23 protein-coding genes and 2 pseudogenes are annotated in these 25957 nt (G+C 62.0%); 12 read left to right on the top strand and 13 right to left on the bottom strand.

The window, feature by feature from the left end; all coding sequences use genetic code 11:
- Positions 1-517 precede the first annotated feature (517 nt).
- Positions 518-3454 carry a TonB-dependent receptor gene (locus L0963_RS04635; RefSeq protein ID WP_054588702.1) on the top strand — a complete coding sequence of 979 codons (2937 nt, stop codon included), beginning with the start codon at positions 518-520 and terminating at the stop codon, positions 3452-3454.
- Positions 3455-3710: 256 nt separating this feature from the next.
- Here the strand turns inward: L0963_RS04635 and L0963_RS04630 are convergent.
- A pseudogene (locus tag L0963_RS04630) lies at positions 3711-4666 on the bottom strand (IS3 family transposase); the annotation flags it as partial.
- A 299-nt stretch (positions 4667-4965) separates the two neighbouring features.
- Here L0963_RS04630 and L0963_RS04625 point away from each other — a divergent pair.
- The 5 genes from L0963_RS04625 to L0963_RS04605 are packed head-to-tail and all read left to right on the top strand — an operon-like array spanning position 4966 to position 9294.
- Positions 4966-5877, top strand: a complete 912-nt coding sequence (locus L0963_RS04625; RefSeq protein WP_188236317.1) for a hypothetical protein — start codon at positions 4966-4968, stop codon at positions 5875-5877.
- Positions 5874-6983: a conjugal transfer protein TraN gene (traN, locus tag L0963_RS04620; RefSeq protein ID WP_039575491.1), complete on the top strand. Its 1110-nt coding sequence runs from the start codon at positions 5874-5876 to the stop codon at positions 6981-6983. Before L0963_RS04625 ends, traN begins: the two co-directional genes overlap by 4 nt.
- Entirely contained in the window at positions 6955-7848 is an 894-nt protein-coding gene (locus tag L0963_RS04615) for a type-F conjugative transfer system pilin assembly protein TrbC (RefSeq protein WP_054588714.1), read from the top strand. The genes traN and L0963_RS04615 overlap by 29 nt, the downstream gene beginning before the upstream one ends.
- Positions 7820-8419: a S26 family signal peptidase gene (locus L0963_RS04610; protein ID WP_054588715.1), complete on the top strand. Its 600-nt coding sequence runs from the start codon at positions 7820-7822 to the stop codon at positions 8417-8419. The genes L0963_RS04615 and L0963_RS04610 overlap by 29 nt, the downstream gene beginning before the upstream one ends.
- Positions 8416-9294 (top strand): conjugal transfer protein TraF, encoded by an 879-nt coding sequence (locus L0963_RS04605; protein ID WP_082665250.1) that lies wholly within the window; start codon positions 8416-8418, stop codon positions 9292-9294. The genes L0963_RS04610 and L0963_RS04605 overlap by 4 nt, the downstream gene beginning before the upstream one ends.
- A gap of 35 nt (positions 9295-9329) precedes the next feature.
- Here L0963_RS04605 and L0963_RS04600 read toward each other — a convergent pair whose 3' ends face one another.
- A complete protein-coding gene (locus tag L0963_RS04600; protein ID WP_054588716.1) occupies positions 9330-9740 on the bottom strand; it encodes a type II toxin-antitoxin system VapC family toxin in 411 nt (136 codons plus the stop codon).
- Entirely contained in the window at positions 9737-9988 is a 252-nt protein-coding gene (locus tag L0963_RS04595; protein ID WP_039575504.1) for an AbrB/MazE/SpoVT family DNA-binding domain-containing protein, read from the bottom strand. Before L0963_RS04595 ends, L0963_RS04600 begins: the two co-directional genes overlap by 4 nt.
- A gap of 94 nt (positions 9989-10082) precedes the next feature.
- Between L0963_RS04595 and L0963_RS04590 the strand changes: the two genes are divergently transcribed.
- The 3 genes from L0963_RS04590 (at position 10083) to L0963_RS04580 (ending at position 11802) form a co-directional block, all read left to right on the top strand.
- Positions 10083-10613 carry a hypothetical protein gene (locus L0963_RS04590; RefSeq protein ID WP_052208289.1) on the top strand — a complete coding sequence of 177 codons (531 nt, stop codon included), beginning with the start codon at positions 10083-10085 and terminating at the stop codon, positions 10611-10613.
- A gap of 192 nt (positions 10614-10805) precedes the next feature.
- Positions 10806-11081 (top strand): hypothetical protein, encoded by a 276-nt coding sequence (locus tag L0963_RS04585; RefSeq protein WP_223181289.1) that lies wholly within the window; start codon positions 10806-10808, stop codon positions 11079-11081.
- A gap of 4 nt (positions 11082-11085) precedes the next feature.
- On the top strand, positions 11086-11802 hold the full coding sequence (locus L0963_RS04580; protein ID WP_052208291.1) for a nucleotidyl transferase AbiEii/AbiGii toxin family protein: 717 nt from the start codon (positions 11086-11088) through the stop codon (positions 11800-11802).
- Between the two features lie 300 nt (positions 11803-12102).
- On the opposite strand, the gene vapC is transcribed toward L0963_RS04580, so the two are convergent.
- Positions 12103-12510 carry a type II toxin-antitoxin system VapC family toxin gene (vapC, locus tag L0963_RS04575; protein ID WP_058804244.1) on the bottom strand — a complete coding sequence of 136 codons (408 nt, stop codon included), beginning with the start codon at positions 12508-12510 and terminating at the stop codon, positions 12103-12105.
- Positions 12507-12701 carry a type II toxin-antitoxin system VapB family antitoxin gene (locus L0963_RS04570; RefSeq protein ID WP_058804243.1) on the bottom strand — a complete coding sequence of 65 codons (195 nt, stop codon included), beginning with the start codon at positions 12699-12701 and terminating at the stop codon, positions 12507-12509. Before L0963_RS04570 ends, vapC begins: the two co-directional genes overlap by 4 nt.
- A 289-nt stretch (positions 12702-12990) precedes the next feature.
- On the opposite strand from L0963_RS04570, the gene L0963_RS04565 reads away from it, so the two are divergent.
- Positions 12991-14388 (top strand): conjugal transfer protein TraH, encoded by a 1398-nt coding sequence (locus tag L0963_RS04565; protein ID WP_234178595.1) that lies wholly within the window; start codon positions 12991-12993, stop codon positions 14386-14388.
- 5 nt (positions 14389-14393) lie between these two features.
- Positions 14394-14870, top strand: a pseudogene (locus L0963_RS04560) (conjugal transfer protein TraG N-terminal domain-containing protein); the annotation flags it as partial.
- Positions 14871-15172: 302 nt separating this feature from the next.
- Here L0963_RS04560 and L0963_RS04550 read toward each other — a convergent pair.
- From L0963_RS04550 to L0963_RS04515, 8 genes are all read right to left on the bottom strand, one after another.
- The gene (locus L0963_RS04550) at positions 15173-15376 is read right to left on the bottom strand and encodes a hypothetical protein (protein ID WP_171005305.1); all 204 of its coding nucleotides are present in this window, start codon (positions 15374-15376) and stop codon (positions 15173-15175) included.
- Between the two features lie 44 nt (positions 15377-15420).
- Positions 15421-16008 (bottom strand): RES family NAD+ phosphorylase, encoded by a 588-nt coding sequence (locus L0963_RS04545; RefSeq protein ID WP_062900453.1) that lies wholly within the window; start codon positions 16006-16008, stop codon positions 15421-15423.
- A gap of 2 nt (positions 16009-16010) precedes the next feature.
- Entirely contained in the window at positions 16011-16592 is a 582-nt protein-coding gene (locus L0963_RS04540; protein WP_062900454.1) for a hypothetical protein, read from the bottom strand.
- An 84-nt stretch (positions 16593-16676) separates the two neighbouring features.
- A complete protein-coding gene (locus L0963_RS04535) occupies positions 16677-17675 on the bottom strand; it encodes a hypothetical protein (protein ID WP_120216964.1) in 999 nt (332 codons plus the stop codon).
- 102 nt (positions 17676-17777) lie between these two features.
- Positions 17778-18092: a hypothetical protein gene (locus tag L0963_RS04530; RefSeq protein ID WP_062902943.1), complete on the bottom strand. Its 315-nt coding sequence runs from the start codon at positions 18090-18092 to the stop codon at positions 17778-17780.
- A 26-nt stretch (positions 18093-18118) separates the two neighbouring features.
- Positions 18119-22414 (bottom strand): strawberry notch family protein, encoded by a 4296-nt coding sequence (locus L0963_RS04525; protein ID WP_062900456.1) that lies wholly within the window; start codon positions 22412-22414, stop codon positions 18119-18121.
- Positions 22415-22552: 138 nt separating this feature from the next.
- Positions 22553-24571 carry a ParB/RepB/Spo0J family partition protein gene (locus L0963_RS04520; RefSeq protein ID WP_062900457.1) on the bottom strand — a complete coding sequence of 673 codons (2019 nt, stop codon included), beginning with the start codon at positions 24569-24571 and terminating at the stop codon, positions 22553-22555.
- Positions 24572-24603: 32 nt separating this feature from the next.
- Positions 24604-25536, bottom strand: coding sequence for a DUF7146 domain-containing protein (locus L0963_RS04515; RefSeq protein ID WP_223181169.1), 933 nt, complete (start codon positions 25534-25536; stop codon positions 24604-24606).
- Positions 25537-25741: 205 nt separating this feature from the next.
- Here L0963_RS04515 and L0963_RS04510 point away from each other — a divergent pair, with 205 nt between their 5' ends.
- Positions 25742-25942: a helix-turn-helix domain-containing protein gene (locus L0963_RS04510; protein ID WP_062900458.1), complete on the top strand. Its 201-nt coding sequence runs from the start codon at positions 25742-25744 to the stop codon at positions 25940-25942.
- Positions 25943-25957: the final 15 nt, after the last annotated feature.

Raw genomic sequence — 25957 nt, 5'->3', positions numbered from 1 at the left:
CCGTGACGTGGTTAATACGATCTTGATGACTCTAAAATGAACGGGAAGGAATAGGTGAACTGACCTGACCCCCTGGTTTCCACCAGCCGGGATCAGAGCCCGGCCTTTTGCACTGCTATCCAACTTTCGACCACGCGGGTCATGCGCTCCGGATCGGGCATGCCGTACCGCAGCCGCATCCAAAAGTCGTCGGCGCGCGCTCGACCGCGCCAAGGCTGAAGCGCTGACAGCAAGCATCGGATGTATAAACTGATATCTTCGGATCTGAGATGGCACACCTCCCACCGCCCCGAGCAAAATAATAAAGTGCCATAATAAAGTTCTTTACCAAATGCCGAAAAACTGCTCATCTTCCAGCCGAGCGGCGAGAATCTTTTCCTCTCCGGAAATCTCCTTCTGGCCACTCCTCAAACTCGGGGCAGCTCGGCGAGCTGCCCCATTTTTGAACATCGACAATCGGGGACAAGGACGGGTTCGCGCAAGAAACGAAAAAATCGAGACAGGGAGAGATAGGGTGATGAATAAGAAAGCCTATTGGTTGGCAAGCGCCGTCGTGATGGCGTTGCCACAGGTCTCAAATGCTCAGGAAGTCATAGCCGAAGAGCCAGATGGCGGTGACAATGTCATCGTCGTGACAGCGCAACGTCAGGCGCAAAGCTTGCAAGACGTACCGATCGCTGTCAGCGCATTCAGCGCTGAGGCGCTTGAAAGCCAGCAGATCGAAAATGCCTCGGATCTACAGCTGACGCTGCCCAATGTATCTTTCTCGAAAGGCAATTTCACCTCAGCTTCATTCACTATTCGCGGCGTTGGCGACCTGTGCGTCGGCGTCACCTGCGATGCTGCGACCGCAATCCATGTCAATGGATCCCCCTTGTTCGGAACACGCCTGTTCGAGACCGAATATTTCGATCTGGAAAGGATTGAAGTCCTTCGCGGACCTCAAGGCACCCTGTTCGGCCGGAATGCGACCTCCGGGGTCGTGAATGTTGTGACCGCGAAACCCAAACTCTCCCGTTTCGAGGCTGAAGCGCAATTCGAGTATGGCAATTTCAACAGCATCGAAGCGCGTGGCATGGTCAACGTCCCGATCGGGGATATGATCGGCGTGAGGCTGGCGGGCATATATGTGAACCGCGACGGTTATACGACGAATCTCTATGATGGATCGGACATCGACGCTCGGGACCTCTATGCGTTGCGAGGCTCCCTTCGTTTCGAACCCGGTCCTGATACGACGATCGATCTCATGGGCTATTATTTCCGGGAAAAGGACACGCGCCTCAGAAACCAGAAACAAACGTGCCAACGCGATCCATTGGGCGTGCTCGGATGCCTGAACAATCGACGTGATTTCGATACCACGAACGCAAATTCAACGGTCGGTGCGACGCTCAGTTCATCCGAGTTCTTCGCCATTCAGGGCATTCCCGCCGTGCTCGGCCTCGGCAGCCTTTATGGCCCTGATGGGTTTTCCGGGTTTCAGGAGCCTGGCGATGTGCGTGTCGTCAACACGGCCTATACCCCTTTCTATTTTGCCGAAGAGCTACAGGTGCAGGCGCGCCTTGAGCAAAAATTCGGCGCGATGACCCTGACGGCCACCGGCATTTATCAGGATACTGAAGTCGATTCCAGGCAGGACTATTTTCTTGGAATTCAAAGCCGTGCCGGTTTCGCCCCGGCGCTCAATACGTTGGACTTTTTTGCGGCTAACGGATTACCGACAGGTCTTGCTCCGCCGGCGCCAGCCTTCATTCCCGGCTCTTCGGCCTATTTTTCGCCGATTGCCGGCGCTCTAATCCCGGACGGTCCGCAGGGCGTGCTGTGCACGTCGGATAATGATGATGGAAGCAGAGGCGCTTTCGAAGGGAACTCGCTGTGTTCCGAAACGCCGCTTTCTTTCGATCGATCTTCGGAACAACGCGAATCGTGGAGCGGAGAGCTCATCCTCACGAGTGACTTCGACGGGCCGTTCAATTTCCTGTTGGGCGGAATTTACGCGAAATCGAAAACCACCGACAATAGCTATTATGTGAACTCGTTTGCGCTCGATTACGCCAGTGCCGTATTGGGTTCATTCGGCTCCTTGTCGGGCGGCCTTCCGCCATCCTATTTCGCGACGTCGATGTATCGGAACAACTCGCTGGAATCGAATCTAGAGAGCTATGGCATTTTCGGCGAGGTCTATTTCGATCTAAGCGACCGGCTGACGTTGACCGGGGGGCTGCGTTACAATAATGACAAGAAGGATGTGACGGCGCGTACGACGCTGATCAGTTTCCTGAACCCTTATGCCAATGATGGAGATCCGTTCGATACCCCGATAACGCCCCTCACCGGGCCGTCTGGGCTTTTCGATGCCGACCCGGGGACGCCGGGCCAACAGCTCGCCCAGTTTCGCGAAGTAAGCTTCGACGAAATTACCGGACGAGCAGTTCTGGCCTTCGAGGTTACGCCGGACAATTCACTCTATGCATCTTATTCTAGGGGTTACAAATCCGGCGGGATCAATCCTCCGCTTTCTCCGATTTTCGCCGTCAGCGAGAGTTTCGGCTCTGAAACGATCGATGCCTTCGAGATCGGCTCCAAGAACGTCTTCGCAAACGGCGCGTTACAACTCAATGCCACCGCATTTTACTACAAATATAGTGGACTGCAGCTCAGCCGCATCGTGGCAAGAACGTCCGTGAATGACACGGTTGACGCCAATATCTGGGGTGTCGAACTGGAGTCTGTCATCAGGCCGGACCCGAACTGGCTTATCAATCTGTCCTTCAGCTATCTCAATGCCAAGGTCGCCGGCGATCAATTCTTCTCCAATCCGCGTGATCCGGGCGGCGGGGATCCTGATGCCGTGATTATCAAGGACATCAGCAATGGTGCGCACTGCGCTGTCACGGGACCTGCGCCTGGCGTTGCTGATGCGTTCGTTGCGGGCGTAAATGCGGCTCTCGGCCTTCGCGCACCGCAGGAATTTCCTTCGGACGGCAATATCGCCTCCAGCGGCGCGTTCGGCATTTGCGGTGTCCTCGCGAGCGCTATCCCTGCGAACAGCGGGATCCAGGTATTGAGTCCTGGCGTCGAGGTTAACATCAAGGGCAACACATTGCCGCAAGCGCCGAATGTCAAGGTCTCGATGGGCGTGCAGTACACGGCAGAGGTCGGGAATGGTATGACACTCGTCCCCCGCGTCGACATTTCCATGACCGGAAAGCAATATGGCAATATCTTCAACGGCAGAATTAATCGCATCCAACCTTTCGTACAGGCTAATGCAGTTTTGCAGTTGAATGGTGCCGACGAGCGCTGGTTTGTCCGGGGGTTCGTTCAGAATATCTTCGATAGCAACTCAGTTACCGGACTTTATGTCACCGATGCATCTTCCGGTAATTTTACAAATATCTACACGCTTGATCCGCGGCGTTATGGTGTCGCGATCGGCGCAAAATTCTAATGCTTTAGCTGTCCCAATCGATCGGGAAAAATTATACCGCATGAAAATCGCGGCGTCGGAGGGCCAGTAGCAGGCCCTCCGACGCCGATTTCATGCGCCAATTGCAGTCTTGGGCGAGGAATGGGTGTGAGATACGTCCGGCGTGCGCACTGCGGAAACTTGCGTCTCGCGCGAGCGATATGGGAGGCACATTGGCTCCTGCCCCTCGAATCTGACCGGCCCCCACCGAGTGGTCCGCGTGGACTGTTAGGTGTTTATCCCATACATTGCCGGACCGGCTCATTGAGCAGGTGACCCCATTGTCGGCCATGAGCCGCTGGAACTGCTCGCTGGTATACTGGCTGCCCTGATCCGAGTGATGCAGGAGAGCATCGGGCTTGCCGCGCCGCCAGATCGCCATGATCAGCGCATCGGTGACGAGCTGGGCTGTCATGTTGGGAGTCATCGACCATCCGACCACCCGGCGCGAGAACAGGTCGATCACCGCAGCAACATAGAGCCATCCCTCGGCCGTCCAGATATAGGTGAAGTCGGCCACCCACTTCTGGTTCGGCCTGTCTGCCGTGAACTGGCGATCGAGCACGTTGCCGGCGATGACCGAACGATCGCCGTGATCCTTGGGAAGCCCGCGTCGCCGCGGCCTCGCTCGCAGACCCTGCGCCCGCATGAGCCGTTCGATCCGGTGCAGGCCGCAGGACACCCCATCGGCCAGCAGGTCGTGCCAGACACGGCGCGCGCCATAAGTGCGATAACTTCCTACATGGCTGGCACGGACCTTCGCACCGATCACCTCGTCGTCGCGGGCACGCTGCGACGGCGGGCGGATCAGCCAGGCATGGAAGCCGCTTCGCGAGACACCGAGCGCCCCGCACATCCATGCCACCGGCCAGATCCCTCGGTGCTTCGCGATGAACTGGAACTTCATATCGAGTCCCTCGCGAAGTAGGCGGCGGCTTTTTTTAGGATGTCGCGCTCCGCCTTCAACTTGGCCAGCTCGCGCCGCAGGCGATCGATCTCCATCTGCTCCGGCTTCATCTGACCGTGACCGGGAAAGGCATGACCCGGATCGGCGGCAAGCTCCCGGACCCATTTACGCAGCACGTTCGCATGCACATCCAGATCGCGCGACGCCTGCGCGATCGTCACCCCGCGTTCGCGGACCATCCTCACCGCCTCAAGCTTGAACTCGCGGCTGAACTTCCTTCTTTGCATTGTGGACCTCCGATAGGTGGAAACACCCTATCTCGGTGTCCACCAAACCGGCAGCAGGCCACGGATCCTGTATGGCACCGTCTTGATAAGCACGCGCAGGAACGCTGCCGCGGCAAGCTTGGTCGCCCGGCGATATCGTCTCCGCGACGGGCGTCATCTATTCGGTTCAGGGCTGCGGCGAAGGCTGCCGACGCTTTCGCATCATCGGAGATGGCAATTGCAGTAGCGCGCCGCCGATCTTCACCGCGCGCTTCGAAGTCAGCGACCCCGCGAAGCTCCTGTCGGCGCGGATCGTCGAGATGGGCGCCGACGACTGGGTCCAGGGCCGCATCAACGGCCGCGTCGTCGGCTCCGCGGGGCCGCGTCCGTGGCTGACGACAGGATTGCCTTCAGGCGACTGCCGCACCGATGGCGGCGCGGCGCGCAATTACACCTCCTATGATTTTACCACCGACCTGCGGGCGGGGCCGACGACGGTGTCGGCACGCGTGCGCGGCGGCGGCGGCGGTGCGCCTCTCACGACCGAATGGGGACTGGTCGACGTCGAGATTCGCGTTTCGGACGCATGCGAACCGAGCGACCGGCTCGTCGACCAGTGCGAAGATATTGGCGCCAATCAAAAGTGCCGCCTCGACAGCGAGAGCGTCGATGGCGTCCAGACGTTTCTGAACGGCGTCGGCACCGGCCTTCGCCCCCTCCCGCGGTCGCGCCAGTTCGGCACGGGCAGTTGCACCGCTACCCTTACCCGCGACTTTTTCCTGCGCCAGCGGACCTATAAATGCGCGATCGACACCGGCGCGATGCCCGAACCCGACCTGTCGCGCGGCGCCTATATCATCGATCGTTCGACCGAGACGCTGCTCGCCGACCGCGTTCGGACGGCCGACGGCGGCAGCGCCGCGTCTACGCGCGCCTTCGCGCTTCCCGATCGCGGCTCGGTTCCAGCTTGCGAGGCGGTCTGCAAGACGCGCTCTGCGAAAGCCAATACCGACGCGGCGCCTGCGGGCGTCGTCGGCGCGCAGCAGACCAGCCCGACCGGCTTCGACACCTTCTATCACGCCTGCTCACCGGGCAATGTCTGTCCCGCCGGTCCCGGCGAGACCATCGTCACGCCCTGCGGCTGCCTTGATACCTTTCCCGAGGCGGTGGTCATGATGCAAACGGTCAGGCTCGCTGGCGCCGATCTCGCCTGCACGGCGACAGCGCGATGATGGGCCGCTTTCTCTTCTGGCCGTCGCGCCTCGCGCTGATCCTGTTCGGCATCGTCGCCTTCGCGCTCGCCGTTTACGCGTCGGCAGCGCAGGCGCAGCAGATTTGCGCGGTCGACCTCAATGGCAATGGTGACGCCGACGACGCGGGCGAGACCGCTAGCTGCGTCGGGATGCAAGGTGGTAGCTGGCAGTGCCCGATCGAACGGGCATCGTGCGCGCCCGAGCCCGGCGGCGCGTCGTCCTGCCCGCTTGGTTCGCAATATGCGTGCGAGACGCTGGCGAGCGGCGGCGTGCCGAGTTGCTCGCCGAACGCCTGCATCGATACCGCGGCAAACCCGATCGAGGATGAACCCGTCGTCGACGATCCGGGCGCGCCCGCCGACGGCGAAGTCGACACCGACGGCAATTGTCTCGGGAACATCGAGATATTCGGCGGCCGCGCGCTGCGCTGCCGCCCAGCGGGCCTCAAGACAACCTTTTCCAACTGCTGCAAGGACAAGGGTAAGATCGTCAAGGACGGAATGGGCTCGTCGATCGCGTCGACGCAGACGAAGATCGCGATCGCCAAGGGCGTGTTCACCGGAGCCCAAGCCGCCTATGCCGCCTTCCAGGCGGGCGCGACGGCAAGCCAGGCGGCGAGCGCGGGCGCCAATGCGATCATTGTCGGCATCGATCCGACCTCGATCGCGATCAGCCTCGCGGTCAACGTCATGATCGAGTTCCTCCTCTCCTCCTGCGACCAGCAGGACATGGAGACGGGCATGCTACGCGGCTCGGGCATGTGCGTCGAGGTCGGCTCCTATTGCTCGTCGAAGATCCTCGGCATCTGCGTCCAGAAGTCGCGCAGCCATTGCTGCTTCAATACCAAGCTCGGCCGCATCATCCAGGAACAGGGCCGCCCGCAGCTGAAGTCGTTCGCGGATGGCTGGGGACCGGTGAAGACGCCGAACTGCCGCGGGTTCACGCCCGAAGAGTTCCAAGCGCTCGACTTCAGCCGAATGGACCTCTCCGAATATTATTCGGAAGTTCAGGCCCGCGCGCAGGCCGACATCCAGTCAGACATGAAGGATCGTATCGATGCCTATATGCAGGCCATCGGCCGCTAGGCGCCGCGCCGTACTCGCGGTGGCGCTCGCCGACGTAGCCGGCATCGCCGGCCTTGCCGCAGCGCAAATATCGCCGGGCATCGACGACAACCCGTCGGCGCGCGAGAAGGTAGAACGCGAGGGCGAAGCGGCGATGGACCGGCTGAAGGGCGCGGTGTCGCGCCGCAAAGCCCAACAGCAAAACGGCCCATCTGACCTGCCGAAGCCGAGCGAGGTCGAACGCCGGCGCGCCTTCGAGGCGATGCGCGACCGTGCCAAGTCGCCAGCGATGGAAGCCCGCGCCCGCGATGCGCTTGAGACCGGCAAAGACCGCTTCGCCGCAGAGCGCGAGGCGATGGCGAAGCGGCTCGGCCAGGCACTCGGGCTCGAAGCGCCCGAGATCAAGGCCGTCGCCGATGCCGGTCCGGCGCCGGCGGCGAAAGGCTGGGTGCCTGTGCTGTTCGTCTCCTCGTCGATGCCGTCGTCAACGCTGCGCACCTATGCAGCGCAGCTCGAGAAGGCACGCGGTGTCCTCGCGTTTCGCGGCATGCCGGGCGGGATGGCCAAGGTCGCGCCGATGGCGAAGCTCACCGCCGAGATTCTCCGCCTCGATCCCGGCTGCGAGGGACCGGCATGCGTGATGCGCGACGTGCAGGTGATCGTCGACCCGCTGGTCTTTCGCCAGCACGGCGTCACCCGCGTGCCCGCGCTCGCCATGATCCCGGGCGATCCGGTGCTCCCCTATTGCGAGCGCGAGGAGGAAAGTCCGCGCGGGAGCCATATCGCTTACGGCGATGCCGCCCTTTCCGGTTTGCTCGAAGAAATTGCCCGCCTCGGCGGAAAAGAGGAGGTGCGCGATGCTCAGTCTCGCCTGGAAGGCCGGTAAGCATCTGGCGATCGGTTTGAAGGGACTGCCGCGGCGCGCAGCCGTTGCGCTCGGCAGTCCGGGGCTCGGCGAGCCCGCGCGCCCCGACCGGCTCTGGAAGGCGACGGCGATCGTTGTGCCACTCGGGCTTCTGACGTGCTGGGCGATGCAGCAAGCCATTCTCGTGATGTCGCCGTCGATCGACGCCTGGGCGGTGCGCGCGGCGCCGGGGCCGATCGAGAAGGGCGATTTCGTCCTGTTCATGCTCTCCCATCCGCTGGCCGGCCCCGAACCGGTCAAGGTGACCAAGCGCGCGCTTTGCATGCCCGGCGAGCGCATATCGCTGATCGAGAAACCGTCGACGATGGAGCCCCACGCCATGGACGGGTGGTATTATTGCGACGGCGTCCTGCTCGGCGTGACCAAGCCCTACGGGCGAAATGGCCAGCGGCTCGACTATTGGCGGCCCGATCACGGGCTGATCCCGCCGGGATTGATCTATGTCGGCTCGCTGCACCCGAGCGGGTTCGACAGCCGCTATTACGGACCGGTGCCGATCGCGCGCCTCACCCGCATGGAGAAGCTGCTGTGATCCGCCCTGCCCTCCTCGCGGCGCTCATCACGGCCTTCCCCGCCGCCGCGCAGCCGACCTCACCCACCCGCGAACCGAAGCAGGGCTATTGGTGGTATCAGGCACCGCCGCCGGTCGAAGATGCGGATGCCGAGCCCGACGCGCTGATGAAGCCGGCGATACCGCCGATGGCGGAACTGGCGACATGGACGCCGCCCAAAATCCGCAAGCTGATCGAGCAGCAACGCGACTATGCAGCGACCGTGCTCACCGTCGACGCGGTCGCGGACTTCTGGCGGCTGCAGGACTTCGCGCGGCGCAAGGCACGTGCGTTCGCAGGCGTGACTCAGATCGCCTTGCTTCAGAACCCCGAACTCAATGCCAAGTCCGCCAACCCGATCGTCGGCGACGCGCGCGCGGCGATGGGTGCCGAGAAGGAAGCGGTTCGCCGCCGGTATCTCCGCGCCCACGCAAGCCAGTTCGCGCTCGTCATGTTCTCGCGGAATTCCTGTGGCTATTGCCGGGTGCAATGGCCGATCCTCGAACGGTTCCGCGAGGAGACGGGCTGGCAGGTCACACAGATGGATCTCGAGCGCCGACCGGAGCTCGGACAGCGCTTCGGCGTCGAGGTGACACCGACGACGATGGTGATCCGCCGCGACAGCTCGGCAAGGATGGTGATCGCGTCGGGTGTCGAATCCTATCCCAATCTCGCGCAGACCACATACCAGGCCGTGCGGCTGATGCTCGGCGACATTCGGCCCGAACAGTTCCTGACCGGCGCGGGCGAGGAAGATGGTTTCTTCGACGCACTCGGCAATGGGCCGGTTTCCGCGACCGATCCCCGTGTGTTGGGCGGCGACCTCGTCGGTGCGGGCTTGGAGCCGCGTCGATGACAGCGTCTATTGCCGAGCAGCGCAGCGCAGTTGGATCAAGCTTTCGATTGATCGGGGTTCATCGCAGATTGCCCATGCTTTGCCAGAAGGCCAACAGCGCCTCGATCGAAGCTCACGAAGGTCTCGCCTCCCAGCCATTGGCCATCGTGGGCGATGACCCCATCAGCGAAGTCTCCACCTTGCTCCAGTATTGCAAGCCCCGCTTCAACAGCCTGTCGGTCCGCTGCGACATTGCCGGCGTCGATAAGCAATCTGACCGATGCAGCGACCCTTGCCGCCTCATAGCGATACACTTTTCTGAGCACCCAGCAGAACTCGCACAAGGCCGGAAGCGTCACAGCAACAAGTTCTGCTTCCTTCAGGAGCTTTTTTGCCAAGGGGCTTTGAACGGGATCGTCCAGCGTTGCGGATCGGACGAGGATATTAGTGTCGGCAGTAATTTTCACAGCTGTCCGGCCCAGCCCTTTTCAATGGCCTCATTCATCTCCTCGATCGAGATGGGCCGCTGGCCTTCCCGCTTGAGTGACCCGAAGAAATCCTCAATCTTTCCGGAAGGCCTGATGGCCCGAATCTTGATTTCACCGCCGGGGAGTTTGTCAAAGCTGATCTTGTCGCCTGGATGGACGCCGAGATGCCTGAGCAATTCCTTCCGCAGCGTGACCTGCCCTTTCGCGGTAATGGTAACAGCGTTCATGTGGCGAGTCCTTTCAATAGCACAAGGTAAGAGCAAATCCCCTTACCTGCAAGGCGAGTTCAGTATGTTGGCGCGATGTGCAAGCGCGCTGAGCATGAGCATCCTAGTCATTTCGCCCGGCATGGCGCAGACTGTCAGCCGCGAGGATGCAGCGCGCGCCGCGATCCATCCGGTCGGAACAACTGCGGCGATGAACCACTGGCTCTCGCGCGTTCCGGTGACGCGCGCTTTCCCGCCGGACTTTACCGAGGAACTGCGCGGACGCAGTTCGGCCTTCGTCGTCGAGATGAGCACCGCGCCCGGCTGCGTTCCCTGCGCCGATCTCTGGACCAAGCTCGGAAGTCTGGGAAGGCGATATGGCTGGCAGGTCCGCGCCATTTCCGCGCAGGAAGCGATGCTGCGATCGGGCCGGCTCGGCTTGCCCTGGATCGGGCATCCGGTCGCATGGGTGCGTCCGATGAACGATACGAACCGGATCATTCCAATCGCCGTCGGGACCGATCATGCGCCCAATTTAGCGCGCAACCTCTATCTCGCCGCGAAGATGCTGACGGGCGTTCGCCCAGCGGTAGGCGTCCGCGCACTCTCGAAATTCACTGGAATCGTTGGGGGCCCGTCGCGATAAGCCGGACGGAACTTTCTTAGCTCTGGCGCGGAATCTGCTTGAAACATCAAAGCCATGATGCATGCTTCATAAGCTGAATCTGGTCTTGTCATTATTGCCTCGCGTCGGGCGTAGGACGCGACCTGAGCGAGATTCTTGTTTTGATAACCGCTCGCGACTATATGAAAACAACGATCCAAACAGGATCGTGTTATGAGTGGAATGATGGCAAACGCTGTAACTCAAGTGCTGACGACGGTGAACGCCCCTTATGGGGCGGCCGTTTCCGCACATCAGCTTGCTGCCATGATCGTCGACTTGAAGAGCGCGATTGACTGCAACGCGCCGGTTTTCGCTTTCTTCTCCGAAGTGCCGCTGAACGTCCAGGAACAGTTCATGGCAGCGATGGGCGTAGACGCAAGTCAAGCGAGCCAAGTCGCCGATAAAATCTCCGAACTTTCGGGCTACACGCTACCGCTGGCGGCCTGACGCCGTGTCTGCAAAGCGGCCGAGCGAATGGCCGGTCCTTTTCAATCTCGCCGTAGATATTCTTGACCATTTCAGGAAGGCGAACGGCTTCGCGCCTCAGTGGAGCTTCGGCGGCGGAACCGCACTGATGCTGCAGATCGATCATCGTGAAAGTCACGACATCGACCTGTTTCTGGACGATCCACAAATCCTCCCATTTCTCAATCCGGAAACGCAAGGCATCAAACTCGATCACGCTCCTGACAGCTATCAGGCAGGCACCGATATGCTGAAGCTTGCTTATCACGATCTGGGCGAAATTGATTTCATCTGCTGCGACAGCATCATTCCAGATCCAACACGAGCGCACGACGTTCAAGGTCACGCCATCGCGCTTGAAACGCCAGCGGAAATCATCGCTAAAAAGGTCTTCTATCGCGGTTGGAGTTTCCAGCCGCGCGATATGTTCGACCTTGCAGCGGTCGCCGAGCATTTTGGACCCGACTATGTAGTCGGGGCTATTGAGCATTGCGGCCGCGCGAGGTGCGAAACGGCTCTGGCAGTCATCAACAAAACGAATCCCGCCTATGTTGAAGGGATTATTGGCCAGCTCATGCTTCGCGAAAAGACGCGCAATCTCGTTGCCCACTCCCGAGAAATCAGTCGAGACCTGATCGGACGAGCTTCAGCGAAACAGCCTATCCTGAATCCGGATACCCGGCCGCATGAGTCCGACCGGTGAACGATACGAACCGGATCATTCCGATTGCCGTTGGCACCGAATCATGCGCCCAATATCGCGCGCAATTTATATCTCGCCGTAAAGATACTGACCGGCATGCGCCCTGCAAGCCGGGGTCCGGGCGTTTTCGAAATTCACGGGAATTGTTGCTCAAGGGCCGGACATCTCACCGCAACGCCGAGCAAAGCCATAACTTCGAGCTTATTCCGGTTGGATATCCGTTCAGGGCGAAGAAGCGAAATCGAGCAACGACTTATCCCTGCAAATCTGGAGCTACGATCCAGATTTGCAGGGATCACATCATCGGCGTGCGTCCGACATGGCCGACGAGAGTCCGAGATGTTCCACGAAAGGATCAAAATCGCGGTCGCTGTAGAGCAGTGCTAACCCGTCTTCTATGCAACGGGTGGCGATAAGCGTATCGATGGTCTTGCGAATAGTGGCCCCTTTGCCGCGTAGTGCCCGAAAGTTTCGGGCCGCCTGGATCGCGATATCGCGACCTCCGATATCGATCTGGTCGAGAGACCCCATCAATCTCAGCCCGACGTTGAAGTCGCGGTCGCTGGTGAAACCCTGCAGGACTTCAGCCAGAATGATGTCGCCGGTCAGCAGTGGCTCGGCGCCTAGCAATGCGTCTAATCGTTCCGTCTGCGGTGTGGCATCGCCCCGGAAATAATCGATCCAGACGCTGGAATCGACGAGGATCACCCGTCGGTTCTCATGGCATCAAGATCGCCCGTCCAAGCGAGCTTACCCCGAAACTTCCGAATCTCGTCCTGTTTGCGAAGCCGAAGCAACGTCCGCAAGCCGAGCTCAACGGCCTCACGCTTTGTCTTGAGGCCCGTTGCCCGGAGAGCTTCGCTCATAAGATTATCGTCGATGACGATGTTGGTCCGCATGATGTGTATCCTTTTCTTAGATCATACACATACGAACCTTTGAAAGCGTTTGCAATCCATCACGGCATCTTGCCGACCCTGAAACATGGGACGAGGCGATGATCGACATGGCAGTGGCCCATTTCGCGTGGGACATATTGGCGGAAGGACCTTGCCTCTGAGAGGCGCGTACGTGCCTCTGCCCTTGTCGCGAGAGGTCAACACAAGCGACCCTGAGCGGGTTCAGCCTGCCACATCCCGCCCCTGAGAAAGAACGCTGATGTCCTCGCTTGGCGGCCGCCGCGCCATTATGATCGCCCTCATCCTGTCAACCTGCGGAGCCGGCGCGCCGGGAGCCTATGCCCAAAGCTGGGCCGAGCATTGGTTCGACAATGTGACCTACACGTCGCCCGGCAGTTTCGAGGACCAGGCGCGCGGTTATGTGACCGCGGGCGGCTTCTCGGGCCGCGTCGACGTCCACAACGACTATCTGATGAGCGTGACGCTGCCCAAGGTGCGCGCGGGCTGCGGTGGCATCGACATGTTCCTCGGCGGCATGTCGTTTCTCGATCCCGACTATCTCGTCCAGAAGCTCGAGAGCATCCTGCAGGCCGCGCCCGCCGTCGCCTTCCAGTATCTCCTCGAAACCCTCGACGAGAAGATGGGCAACATCATCTCGAAGATGGAGGCGGCGACCAACTTCCTGAACTCGATCCAGGTCAACGACTGCCGCCTTGCGAACCGCATGGTTCAGATCGCTCGAGGAGACGACAATATGTCGGGGATCATCGAGGAGATGACCGGCTATCGCTCGATCAAGCAGGGTTATGCGAAAAGTTATCAGCAAAGCCGCGAGAAGATTGAGGCGAACAATAATAATCCGACCGAGGATCTGAAGGAAGCGCTCGCCAACTGCCCGCGCGAGGTCACCGACATCTTCCGCACCGGCTCGCTGCTCGCGCACGCCGCCGCGCGCGTCGGCGCCAGCGAATGGACCAGCGTGATGCGTGCGCGGGTCGGCGATGTTTACATGCGTTGGGACGCGACCGACAAGGTGCCGCTCTTTTCGGCCATCCCTGCCTGCCCGCGTCAGGACACCGAAGGCGTCGAGGATTTCCTGACCGGACGTGTCCAGGCCCGGTCGCTCAACGTCCCGCCGACCAGCGCTGACTGCGCGACTGACGGGCCGGGCCGCGGCGCGCTCGTCCTCGCGCGTGAACGGATGCAGACGATCGCGACCAAGATCCGCACCCGCGCCGCGCTGACTGCCGAAGAGCGCCAGTTCGTCGCCAATGTGAAGACGCTCCCCATCTACCGGATGCTCGAATGGGGCGTGCGCGAAGGCGTCGAGGATGCCGTGATCGGCGATACCGACGAACTGGTCGCCCTGACCCTCGCCTACCAGATGCTCAATGATCTCACTCGCAGCATCGATTTCGCGCTGTCGAATGCCGAGCGCGGCACGTCGGCCGCCGGTGCCGCCGACGCAGGCAATGCCAATATCTGCCAGACGCGCATCCTCACCAAGGGGATAGAGCAGCTGCGCGATCTTCGCGAGGAAGTGCTGCGCCAGCGCGCGCAGATGCGCCAGTCCTATATGGCGGCGCTGAACCAGGCCAACCTCTCGGCGAACTATGCCGGGCTCGTCCGCCAGCGCGACCGCGACGCGCGCGACGCCGCCGGTGCCGCCGCTAACCGCAATCGCTGATCGCGATGTGCTCCCGATTCCTTTCCGCGCTGATCGCCGCCCTCGCCGCCACCGTGCCGACCGCTGCGCTAGCGCTCGAAACCAGCTTCCACACCTATGACGGGTTCAACGAGACCGTCGACGCGTTCCGGCTCGTCTCGATGATCTTTGCCGATCCGCGCTACGAAACGCTGGTGCTCATCGTCGCGGTCGCCGGGATCGCGCTCGGCGCGCTACTCGCGAGCGTGCGCGGCAACGGCATGGGGATCGTCGCTTTCGGCTTTCAGACGCTCGTCGGCATCGGGCTTTTCGTCGGCATGGTTGCGACCACGGGCACCGTCCATGTCTACGACCGGGTCCGCAACGCCTATCAGCCCGTTGGCGACGTCCCGAACCTGATCGTTCTCGTCGCGGGCGTCACCAATATGATGGAGCGGGCGATCGCCGAGACGATCGACGATAATACGATCGACCCCAATGCCAAGCTCGAGTTCGGTGCGGGTGCGTCTGCGCGGCCCCAATGGTGCCCGTGACGAGTTCCACCTCGCCGCCGCGGCCCAAAACCTCCGGAAAATGGCAAAGATCTTCCCGATCCAGCACCTCGCCACCGCCTGATCAAGGTGGGGAGGCCGTTCGCCTCCCGTCCGCTTCCACCCTCCGCAGTCCGCCGGGCGACTTCTTCAACAGAATAGGGCGCTAAGCCGACAATCATTCGTCGCCTCTGAGGTCGATTCGGACGGGCGGATCGACATCTTCTCCTCGGCCAGGATAGTCGTCGAAGACCGTGACACTGTTGTCGGAACAATTATCGCGCTGGGCGGTCAGCTTCGATGGTCGCCGCATTTTTTTGCGCTGTCTGGATCGAAGTCGATTGCCCGGCGAGCGCGATACGCCGGCGTGGTGAGGTTCCGGGAACAGGAATGAATTTGAAATGCTGGGTATCCGCCTCGAACGTCCGCGCTCGGCGGTTCATTTCCTGCGCGGTTTCTCGCAAAAGTGAAAAATCCACTGCAAAATATGTAGCTCAACGCGCAACCGGGATCGACGGTGGATCTAGAATTCTATGAGTTCGAATCCACGCGGTTTGAGGATCTTGCGGACCCAGCCCTTGTCGATCTGCAGATTCTCACCGGTCAGGTCGATTGCGGGATCCGCTCGCTCGAACAATGCGATGCAAAGTTCGTCCGTGTCGAAGCGCGACCTATACTGGATGCCATCGAACGCCGTCTCGGTATAAACGATCGCGGAAATCCGTTGCGTAATGTCGTAACCACCAGGATTGGTGACCGGATCGAAATCGGCCGCTACGCCGGCAGCGGTGGTCTGAAACCAGGCGAGACCGGGGCCATGCAGCTTGGCAAGGCGTAGTGTTCGTCTGGTCTTGAACGTAGCCGCGCGCTTCTGCTCGACACGGTCCCATAACAGGTCCCGGTCAGCGGGCTTCCGCAGCAGGCTTTCCGCGAACGGGCCAACCAGTGTTTTCCCAAGATAAAGAACGCCGAATTGTCCGTCGGGATCGTCCCAGCGCCAGGACGCGTCCTTGCGGCCATACCAGCGCGCGTCGACGGATTTGCCATGAACACGGTGCAGCGTCCGTCCGGCAGCGATCGTCGCCACCGGCATCATCGATTTTGCCGCCATTGTCAGTCGTCGAGTGTTTGGGCGACACGCACGACACGATCGACATCGTCTTGATTGCCCCTTAGGAGGTCGATCGGCCGCGCGTCGCCCAGACCGTCGTCGCCGCTCACCAGATACTGGAGGACCGCCCAGCCGCTCGCCCCGGGTGCAGCACCGAGAACGCGGGGAATCGCCGGGAGGATGGCATTGCCATCGAACTGGAATGCCGGAAACAGCTTGGCACCATTGTCATCGATCATGAGGAGGCGACGGTCCCGGGCGGCCTTGTAGACGGCCTGCACTGTCTTGTGTCCGAGCAGATTGCGAACTGCTTCGGCATCGAAAGCTCCACCTGCGGCTTCGATCAGTCGCCGTTTGAAGGCGATGGCCCGGGTAATCTCTTCCGCCTGTTCCGGATCGCCGGCTTCGACCGACGGAATGCCGCGCGCGATATTCAGGACAAGCGCGGGGACGTCGATGCTGCCAATCGCCGCCGTCTTGGCGGCAGCTGGCATCATCTTGATGATCCGGTCGGCGCTTGCCAGGATGCGGTCACGCAGGATGCGATCTACATCGATAGCGGCCATACTGGCTGTGCGAGACATGTCGGCGCTCCTAGTTTAGTGAGTTTCATATAGGGCATATTGGGAACGCTTTCAACCATCCACAGACGCCGAAACGATGAACCTTCAAACATGGACGTCGACGGACGTCGTGCCATCACGCTGGCTCCGTGGCCTTGGCGGCTGCCGCTTCAACTCGCTGGGAGTAGCAGTAAACACCGTCCAGTCGCCGTAGTAGACCCCGTCATGCTCGACATAATCGTTGAAGATGGTGAGGCGCCAATCGCACAGCGGGCCGACGACGTTCGACAATCCTCGCGCCCGCCAATCGGACATCACCGCCGGGAAGTAGCGGTCCATCACTTCAGGTGTGGCAGCAAATTTGACGTCACACATATAGGTGGTGTGGACATAAGCGAGCGGCCCGATGACGGGTCCATCACTGCCCCAGTCTTCGAGGTTCTCATCGGGATCTTTGCGACCATGATAGAGGTGGAGATAGAGTTGCGGAACATCCGGGGCGACGGCTTCGGCTCTTGGCATCGTATCACCGGTCTCATTCGCTTCGCGGGCGGCAATCCAGTCCAGATAGCCGAGACGCGTGTCATCGTTTGAGATCTCGTATTTCCAGTCGGCTAACGGATGACCGGCGCGGCGGCTCCACGGTCCCTGCTCTTCCGGCGCGGAAGCGATCGAAATCGGAGGCGGAACGAATGCGGCAATTTCGAACCAGGCGTCGGCCGCGGCTATGGATCCGAGCCCATTCAACTCGGTCCGGCTCATGAGAACATGGTCCGACCCGTTGGTGTCGAAATATAGCGGATCGCCCTCGCCGGTATAGACGGCACGCTGAGCGCTGAACGCGCCGACACACGGATCCGAATTGCGAACAAAAGGAATGCCGTGGTGGGTGCAGAAATCCTCGACCTGATCGAATTGCCCGCCAACCAGGCCATGGGCGCAGATTTCGAGGGCTTGGCCATCGACAATGTGGGACGCATCGACGGTCGCTCCAACCCAGTCGAGCATTCCATGGTCGCACGCTATGGCGTCGATCAGCGGCTCGATCAGATCGCTCCTGATCGCCCCGCCGATCCGAATGATCGCGGATGCACGGTCTGTCATGGGAACCTCCATCGTCTCGATGGCCCTGCGGACAATTCCGCCGCCACACCGAGCCCCCCCCCACTCCCCCCTTTTCGCCTGTAAATTGGCCCAGCACGCAAACTATGGCGGTGACTGGGGGCCGCATTCGGCAGCGCCGATGAGGCTGCGAAGCTTCGACCATGCGAGTGCTTCGCCGGCGCACCGCCCTTGCCGGACGCCTATTTCGTACAGGCGATAGGTCAGGCTGACGATTTCAGGTGTGGCGTTCGAGGGGACGAGGATCAGGAAATCGCTTTCGTCGTCCAGGAGCTCGAAGACCGTGCCGTCGGTCGGCAAGGTCGTGACTGCAATGCTGGCCGAGCTCCCGAGCGCGGTGAGAGCCGTGTTGAAGCGGTCGACAAAGTCCTGATCGACCAGTGGATAGAAGTCGGACATCATGGCCCCCTTCGTGGATTCGGGATTCACTGCGGCCGCTCGGCGATGATCGCGGCGAGGACCTCGTCGGCCTTCTCGACAGGCAGGAAGAGCCGCGTCTTGTACTGGATCACCTCGCTGAACAGACCGCGCGCCTTCAGCCATTCGCGGTCCTGTGGCTGGAAATCCCGGACCTCGAAGCGCCGGCTACTGTTCACCATCGTGGAAACGAGGCGCGCGCCATGGAGGCCCGGGATCAGTGCGCCATCGCCGCCACGCGCCGCCTCGATCAGTTCATCGGGCGTGAGTTTGATCGAGGACTCAAGACCGAAGGCGGACTCCAGTTTCTCGAGCGCGGTGGGCATCACGATGCGTCCGAGGATGGACGTTCCCGCCGCGTCATCGATCCGCCAGACGCGGACATCGTCTTGCGGCAGCTTGTTCCAGACGGGCAAAAGGAGGCCGGTCGCGACGCTGATCGTGTCAATATCGACCTTATCGAGCGCTTCGGACACCTCTGCTTCCCAGAAGCTTTTGAAGCTATCGTGATCGACCTCTTTCCAGAAGGTGTGCCAAAGTTCGGCGAGTTGGATACGATTGGAACCCGTCGGCCGGACAAGCTCCAGCATCTTGACGGGGCGCCCCTCGTCGTCGGTGATCGACCAGGATGGAACGCAAACGGCGACGCGCCCCGAACGGCTGTTCCGCAGATATCGCACGTCGTCGGAGCTTCCCCAGATCTTGTCGAGGCGCGTCCATCCGGTGACGTGCGGCTTCAGATGAAGCTCGAGGCGGAGCAAACGCGTTTCGGCGCCGGATACCGGGTCTTTCCTGAGCACGCGCTCCGAGATCTGAACGATACGCTCGGCCCGGATCGCTTCGACGCCGAGGTCGAGCGTTCCGGCTTCGCGCGCTGCGTCGACGCGGGCCTGTATGAGCCCCATATATTCCTCGAAAACCGCGTTCTGGGTCGCGATCCTGAGCGCGAGGATGCGGTTGAGCCAGCGCTGGATCGGCGGCAGCTTGTCGAGCAAGGTGCCATGCTCATCGACAAGCTTCAGGCCTGTGATGATCTGGAATTTCTCGAGGCTGACGCTCGCGAGCTTGCCGGCGTGGAGGAGGTGATACCACTGGGTCAGGGCCTCGCGGGCATAGCTGCTTTCGAGATTATCGGCGGGATCGAACAGGTTCTGGCCGCCTGTCTGGCGTTGGCCGCGCGTGAGCGCGCCCAGCGTGTCGAGACGGCGCGCGATCGTGCTGATAAAGCGGCGTTCACCCTTGCAGTTGGTCGTGACCGGGCGGAACACCGGCGGCATGGATTGGTAGGTGCGGTGGGTGCGACCGAGGCCCTGGATCGCGATGTCGGCGCGCCATCCGGGTTCGAGCAGGAAGTGGATGCGCCGCTTGCGCGCGGTCGGGCAGTCCAGGTCAGCGTGGTAGGACCGCCCCGTGCCACCCGCCTCGGAAAAGACGAGGATGGGCTTTCGCCCCGACATGAAGTTGTCGGTCTCGGCGATGTTGGAACTGGACGTGCGACGCTCGACCTTCTGCCGGCCCTGCCCATCAACGACAATCCGCCGCGTGCGCCCCGTGACCTCGGAAACCATGTCGGTGCCGAAATGTACGATGAGAAAGTCGAGCGCAGCCGGAACAGGCGGCATCGAGCAGAGCCGCTCGATCAAATCGTCGCGCGCGGCGACCGCTTCCTGGCACAGGACACCGTTGCCGTCGTCATCGAGCATTGGCTCGGAGCGCATTGACCCATCGGTCGCGCGAAAGGCGCGCATTTGCCGGGTTGGGAAGGCGGTCTTCAGATAATCGACCATGGTGTCGAGTGGGGAGACATCGATCGAGAGGTTCGCCCGTTCTTCGGGTGACAGGTCAGCCAGGCGGCGGTCGAGTATTGCCTCGGCGGTACTGGTGAGCTGAACGACGGCGACATGGCCCGCGGCGAGTTCATCCTCGATCGCGCGAACGAGCGTCGGCATCTTCATCGCGATCAGGACCTGCGAGAAGAACCGCTGCTTCGCGCTTTCGAACCGGCTCAGCGCCGATCCCTTGGCCTGGGCGTTCATCGTCTGCCCCGAAATGCGGTCGACGATGTTCGACGCCTTCAGAACCTCGTCGAGGTTCTGGTGAATGATCGCCCATGCATCGGCATAGGCGTCGTAGATGTCGATCTGGTCCGGCGTGAGCTGATGCTCGAGCGGGTCATATTCGACGCCGGCGAAACTGAGCGCCCGGGCGGTGTAGAGACCCATGGACTTGAGATCGCGGGCGACGATTTCCATCGCGGCGATGCCGCCGTCGGTCATCGCGGCGAGAAAGCCGTCGCGATTGGCAAACGCCGTACCGGGACCCCAGAGCCCGAGCCGCGACGCGTAACTCAAATTTTCGGGCTTGGTGGCGCCGGTCGCCGATTCATAGACAACGCGGGCGCGCGGCAGCGCATTTTGCAGGCGGACCCCGGCGAGGCCCTGCTCGGATCCCTTGGCTTGCCGGTACTCGTCCTTGGTCCCGGCGGCGTTGCCCATCGAATGGGATTCATCGAAGAGGATCACGCCTTCGAACCCGGCGCCCGTCCACTCGAGAATCTGCTGCAGGCGCGAGCATTGGTCGTGGCGCTGGGACCGGAGCGTCGCATAGGTGAGGAAGAGGATGCCACTCGCCATGCCGATCGGCTGACCAAGCGGAAAGGCGTCGAGCGGCTGGACGTCGATTGGAAGCCCGCCGAGCGCGCTCCAGTCGCGCCGGGCATCTTCGAGGAGCGTCGCGCCCTTCGAGATCCACATGGCGCGCTGATTGCCGCAGTTCCATTGGTCCCGGATAATTGCGGCGCCTTCACGGCCCTTGCCGACGCCCGTCCCGTCCCCGATGAAGAAGCCCATGCGATAGGGGCGGCCTTCGGGGTCCTCGATCAGCAAGTCGCCTGCCGTGTTGGTGACGAACCGGCCCGAGAGGTCGCGCGAGAAGGCATCGCCTGCGTAAATGATCGCTTCGAGCTGGGCGTCTGACAGCGCCTCGCTTGCCCGCTTCTGGAAAAGCGGGCGATATTGGGGGATCGGGGGCAGAACCGACGCCATGGCGAGCGATTCCACGAGATCGTCGGGGTGGGGCTTCGCGCCTGGAATATCGATGCGGGCGAGCCGCCAAGGCGCATAGATACCGACCGGATCGCCGACAGGGAGCGGCGCGTCGCGGACCGAATAGGCGAGCGGCTGCGCTAGATCATCGGTCGCGGCGATCCGCGAGGGTGCGATGATCCTGGGGCCAGCGAGGCCGGAGAAGAGTGAGGACGACGAAGGCCTCAGCGCGGGACGCATCGGGATTACCGCCGGGGACGCCGGGGGCGGTTCGTCGGATGGGTCAAGCCGCGCCGGAGCCGCGAGCACGATGGGCAGCGCCGCCGCGATGGTGTCGACCGTGTGGCGCTCGGTTTGGCCGATCCAGCCCTTGTCGAAGACGATCAGGCGGACGGCGACGCTGGTGCCATGCTTCGCATAGGGACGGCCGAGAATCGTGATCTCGACGCGCGGGCGGGCAATTTCGGCGACGGAGACATAGCCGCTCGCGCCGCTCGCATCGTGCGCGAAGGTCGGCGACATGATCGCGACGCAGCGTCCGCCCTCGGCAAGACGCAGCAGCGCGGAGCGAAGATGGCGCGCTCCGGCATGGCGATCTTGGCCGCGCCCCTCGCTGCGGCTGAAGGGCGGGTTGATCAGGACAATTGTCGGCCGAACATCCGTCGGCAGCCGGTCGTTGATGAACTCGGCGTCATGGGTCGTGACTGGGCGGCCCGTCACGAGGGAAAGCAGCGCCGCCCGGCAGGGATCGCGCTCGTTGAGCGAAGCGCTCGCGCCCGCGGCGATCGCGCGCGCCGCAAGCATGCCGGTACCTGCCGACGGTTCGAGCACATGATCGCCAGCAGTGACCGCCGCCGCTCGGGCCGCGAGCCAGGACAGCGCCGCCGGCGTGCTGAACTGCTGCATATCGACCTGGTGCTCGCTGCGATAGGTCTGGGTCGGCAGCGCCTTCTCGAACGCGAGGATATCCGCGAATTCGTCTTCGGGCCCCCAGTCCGGGTTCGGGTCATCATCGGGCACGAGCGTGTCCGATGCCTGCGCGGCTTCGAGCGCGTCATAGGCATCGCGCATCGACCAGCGCCCGTCGGCATCGGAGCCGCGGAACGCTTCCACCATCAGGCGCTTGAGCAGCGAGCGGGTCACGGATTGCGGATCGGCGAGCCGGTCGCGCAGTGCGCGGGCGACGCCATAAAGGCGTTCGGCTTTTTCCCGGGCCTCGGTGCCCGGGGTTTCAGCGAGCTTCAGAAGCGGAAGGGTCATGGCAATTCTCCTGAAGAGGTTCGGGAGCAACACGCCCCCGCTGCCATCGCCCCTCCCCCTCTCCTCCCGACTGGAATGGGGGCATAAGAAAAGGGGCCGCGGCGCAGGACCGCGACCCCATAAAATCGAAGAGCGAGATTAGGCCGCGTCGGAGAGCGGCTCGTCCTCGTGGGTATCATCGGCGGGATCGCCCGCCGCCTCGGGTTCGACGGTGCCGCTCGTTTCGTCTTCGCCATCATCGTTCACCGGCTCGGCGACCGGATGCTCGAAGCGCATGGCGTCAGGCAGCCAGGCAAGCGCCTTTTCCTTGACGTCCGCCTCGACGATGATGTTCCCGGCGAAGAGCTGTTCAGCCGAAGAGGCGAGCAGGTTCTTCTTCGACGCCCCGTAGCGCTGGCTGAGCTCGCTGCCGCCGATCTCCTGAAAGAGGTCGATGATGGAGCTCTTGGTGAGCCGCTTGAAATAATTCTTCGCGGTCGGGCGCCACCAGGCGGCGACATCGATCTTGAGCTTGCGACCGAGATGATCGACGAAACCGCTGGCGGAATCTTTCATGGGCACCGCATGGATCGTCCGGGCGATCGCCCAAGCGAGCCAAGCCGCACGCGCTTCTTCGCCGAGCGCGCAGAAGGCATCGTAGCGCCCGGCGACGCCGATGTTCGGCTGGACCCAGCTTCGATCGAGCCCCTCTTCGAGCTTGGCCCATTCGTCAGCCGCGAGCGATCCGCTTTCGAAGCCAATGACACGCGACGGCGCGGCATCGGCGCGAAGGTCGCTGGCGAGATCGGAAGCGTAGCGCCGTAAAGCCGCATCGACCATCACGAAGGTTCCGAGATCGAGCGCAAAGCGGGGATCGCTTGCGACATGGACACGAAGCAGTTCCGCCTTCATCGTTGCGAGCTCGTCGATGAGTCGTTGGCTCATTGCCGGTTTCGCCGAGACAGAGCCGTCGGTCTCGGCGTCGCTATCATCGTCGCCATCGATGTCTTCGTCGGCCTCGGTCGGCACCATGTAGGCCTGATGGTGCACACGCGGCTGGCCATCTTCGCCGATGACGAGGAAGGCAAGTGCCGCGGCCTTTTGGTCGTCGGTCAAGACCGCCGGTCGATTCTGGATGCCGCTCAGTTCGGATTCAAGTTCGCGATACCGCTGTTCCTCGTCCTCGGTGATGCCGTCATCACTCTCGTCGGCAGATTCGGCGATCATGTTCATCTCAGCTTCGATTTCGGCGCAGCGCGCTACCTCCTCTGCGGTCGGTTCAGGAATCTCGCCGCGGACCGGGCGGAGGCCGTCATAATCCGCGAACGAGATGCGCGTCATCGGGACCGCGCGAATTTCCGCGAAGCCCTCGCGCGCCCGGATCGCTTCGGCTTCCGCAGCCAGCTTCTCATCAGCGAGGCGGTCGAGGACGTCGCCATCGATCCAGTTCTCGGATGCACTGTCGGAAAAGAGGTCAGAGTCGATCCGCCCGCCCGCCTCGACATAGGCATCGCGGCCGACGAGCAGCGCTTTCGGGTCGCCGCCCCGGTAGCTGCCGGCGGCGAGCTCACGCCGGATGGTGTACGGGTCGTTGCGGTAATAGCTGTCGCGATATTGCTCGAAGACGCGGGATTGGCGAGCCGTATCCGAGGTGCTGCCATAGGCCTTTGCAATTTCGAGGGTGATTTCGCCCTTGCGCAGCGCATCGAAGATCGTCTCGTGGAGATCGGCGAGACGGACGCGGCCGAGCACGAAGCGCTCGGTTTTGCCGAAGCGCGCCGCGACCTGGGCCGCAGTCTTGTCCTCCTTCTCGATCATGTTCTTGAACGCCATGCACTCGTCCGCGGCGGTCATCGGGAGCTTGTTATTCTCGGCGTAGCTGAACTCGATGGCACGCTTCGCGTCCGGCATCACCATGACCGGAATCTTGAAGTCGTCCGGGAGCCGCCCCTTTTCGATCAGGACGTGCACGCGCTCGAGGCGCCGACCGCCGCCGAAGATGCTGTAGTGGTCCTTCTTGCGCTTGACTGCCGTACCAATCAAATTCTGGAGCACGAAGCCGGCCTCGCCGATCATCGCCTCCAGTTCTGCGTCGGCATCGGGATCGCTTTCGGTCCTGACGTTGAGCGGCGAAGGGACGCAGTTGCGCGCAGGCGCGTATACGATGGGAAATGACATAATCAGTCTCCTAGCGGCGGAAGCCCGACCATTCAGGCCGCTCGGCGCCGCCAGTCCCCCACTCCCTTCCCTCCTTGCCTGAGGACATCGTTCCAGTCGTTTCGGCCGTTCCATGGCCAGATCGTATCGATGCGTCGTCCGGGCACCGCGTGCGCCTTCACGGCGAGCGGCACGGCGAGGCGGCCGGCACGGTCGTTGTCGGGCAACAGGATGAGACGCGACACCGATTCTGGAATAGTAATTTGTGGGATGCGCTCATTGCCGAGTGCGGCCCAGACCGGGATGCCGAGGAGGATCATCGCCGAGATCGCTGTCTCGACGCCCTCGGCAATTCCGAGTGTATAAGCGGCCGGCGCGAGTCGAACCGCACCTGTGCGGGGGTGACCGAGCAATCTGCGAGGGTGCCGGAGGTCGCGCGCGCGTCGGCCCCTGCCATCAAGGAAGGTCCGTTGGACGGCCAACAATCCCGAGTCATCGGTTACCGCGGCGAGCATCGCCGGTCGAAACACGGCCAGTCGGCCCTTGCCGAGAGGCGTTCGGGGAGCGAACCGCAGGCAGTTAGGTGCAATATCGATCGACCTGTTCCGCAAATAGGTCTCCGCGATTGTCCAGTTTATTGGCCGACCAATGCCCCACAGGTCACGGGCACGCTGCTGTAGCCATTCTTTAGGGAGGGAGGATGGCGCCCCCCTGCCGTCACGTGCGTCGAGGGCGTTCAGACCGTCGCGGCGAAGCGCCCGGAGCACATCGGAAATATCGCAGCCGGCAAAGCATTTGAACAAAAGTCGTGTTTCGCCAATCCTGACCGACAGGCTCGGGGTTTTATCCTCATGAGCAGGGCAGCGGCACATGCCAGAATCGCCAGACCAAGTCCCGCCGAAGCGGCGCACAAGAACGGCCCCGGCGACTTCGAGTTCTGGCTTGCGAGACGTTGAAAACCCTGCAGGCATGGCAAGCCTCTTCATCAGGACGGATACGCAATAACCCCCTCTTTTCCTCCTCGCTCCGCTTGGCTGCGGCATTAGTCTGTGGCCCCGCGGCGCGGGAATGCCGCCGACCGGTAGCTACGTGCCCTCCTCCTTGTGAAAATCGTGCCGCCGACCATGCTTGAGCGGGCGAAAGCTGCGTTGGAACCGCGCGCAAAAATGTCTCGTTGCGAGGACATGAAAGATGCGGGATTCCGATGACACTCCGGTTGAGATCGTATTTATCGAGCCCCTTACGGTACGGATTTCCACTGCCGTCAAGCTCACCGGAATCAGTCGATCCAGGATTTACGAACTCATCGAGTCCGGCGACCTTGAAACCGTCAAGGTCGGCCGATCTACGCTGATCCCATATAAAAGTCTGAAAGCCCTAACCAGCGCATAATCGGTTGCGCCACCG

Source organism: Sphingopyxis sp. NFH-91 (assembly GCF_021401285.1).
Classification (GTDB): domain Bacteria; phylum Pseudomonadota; class Alphaproteobacteria; order Sphingomonadales; family Sphingomonadaceae; genus Sphingopyxis; species Sphingopyxis terrae_A.
This window is presented reverse-complemented; position numbering and strand designations above follow the sequence as displayed.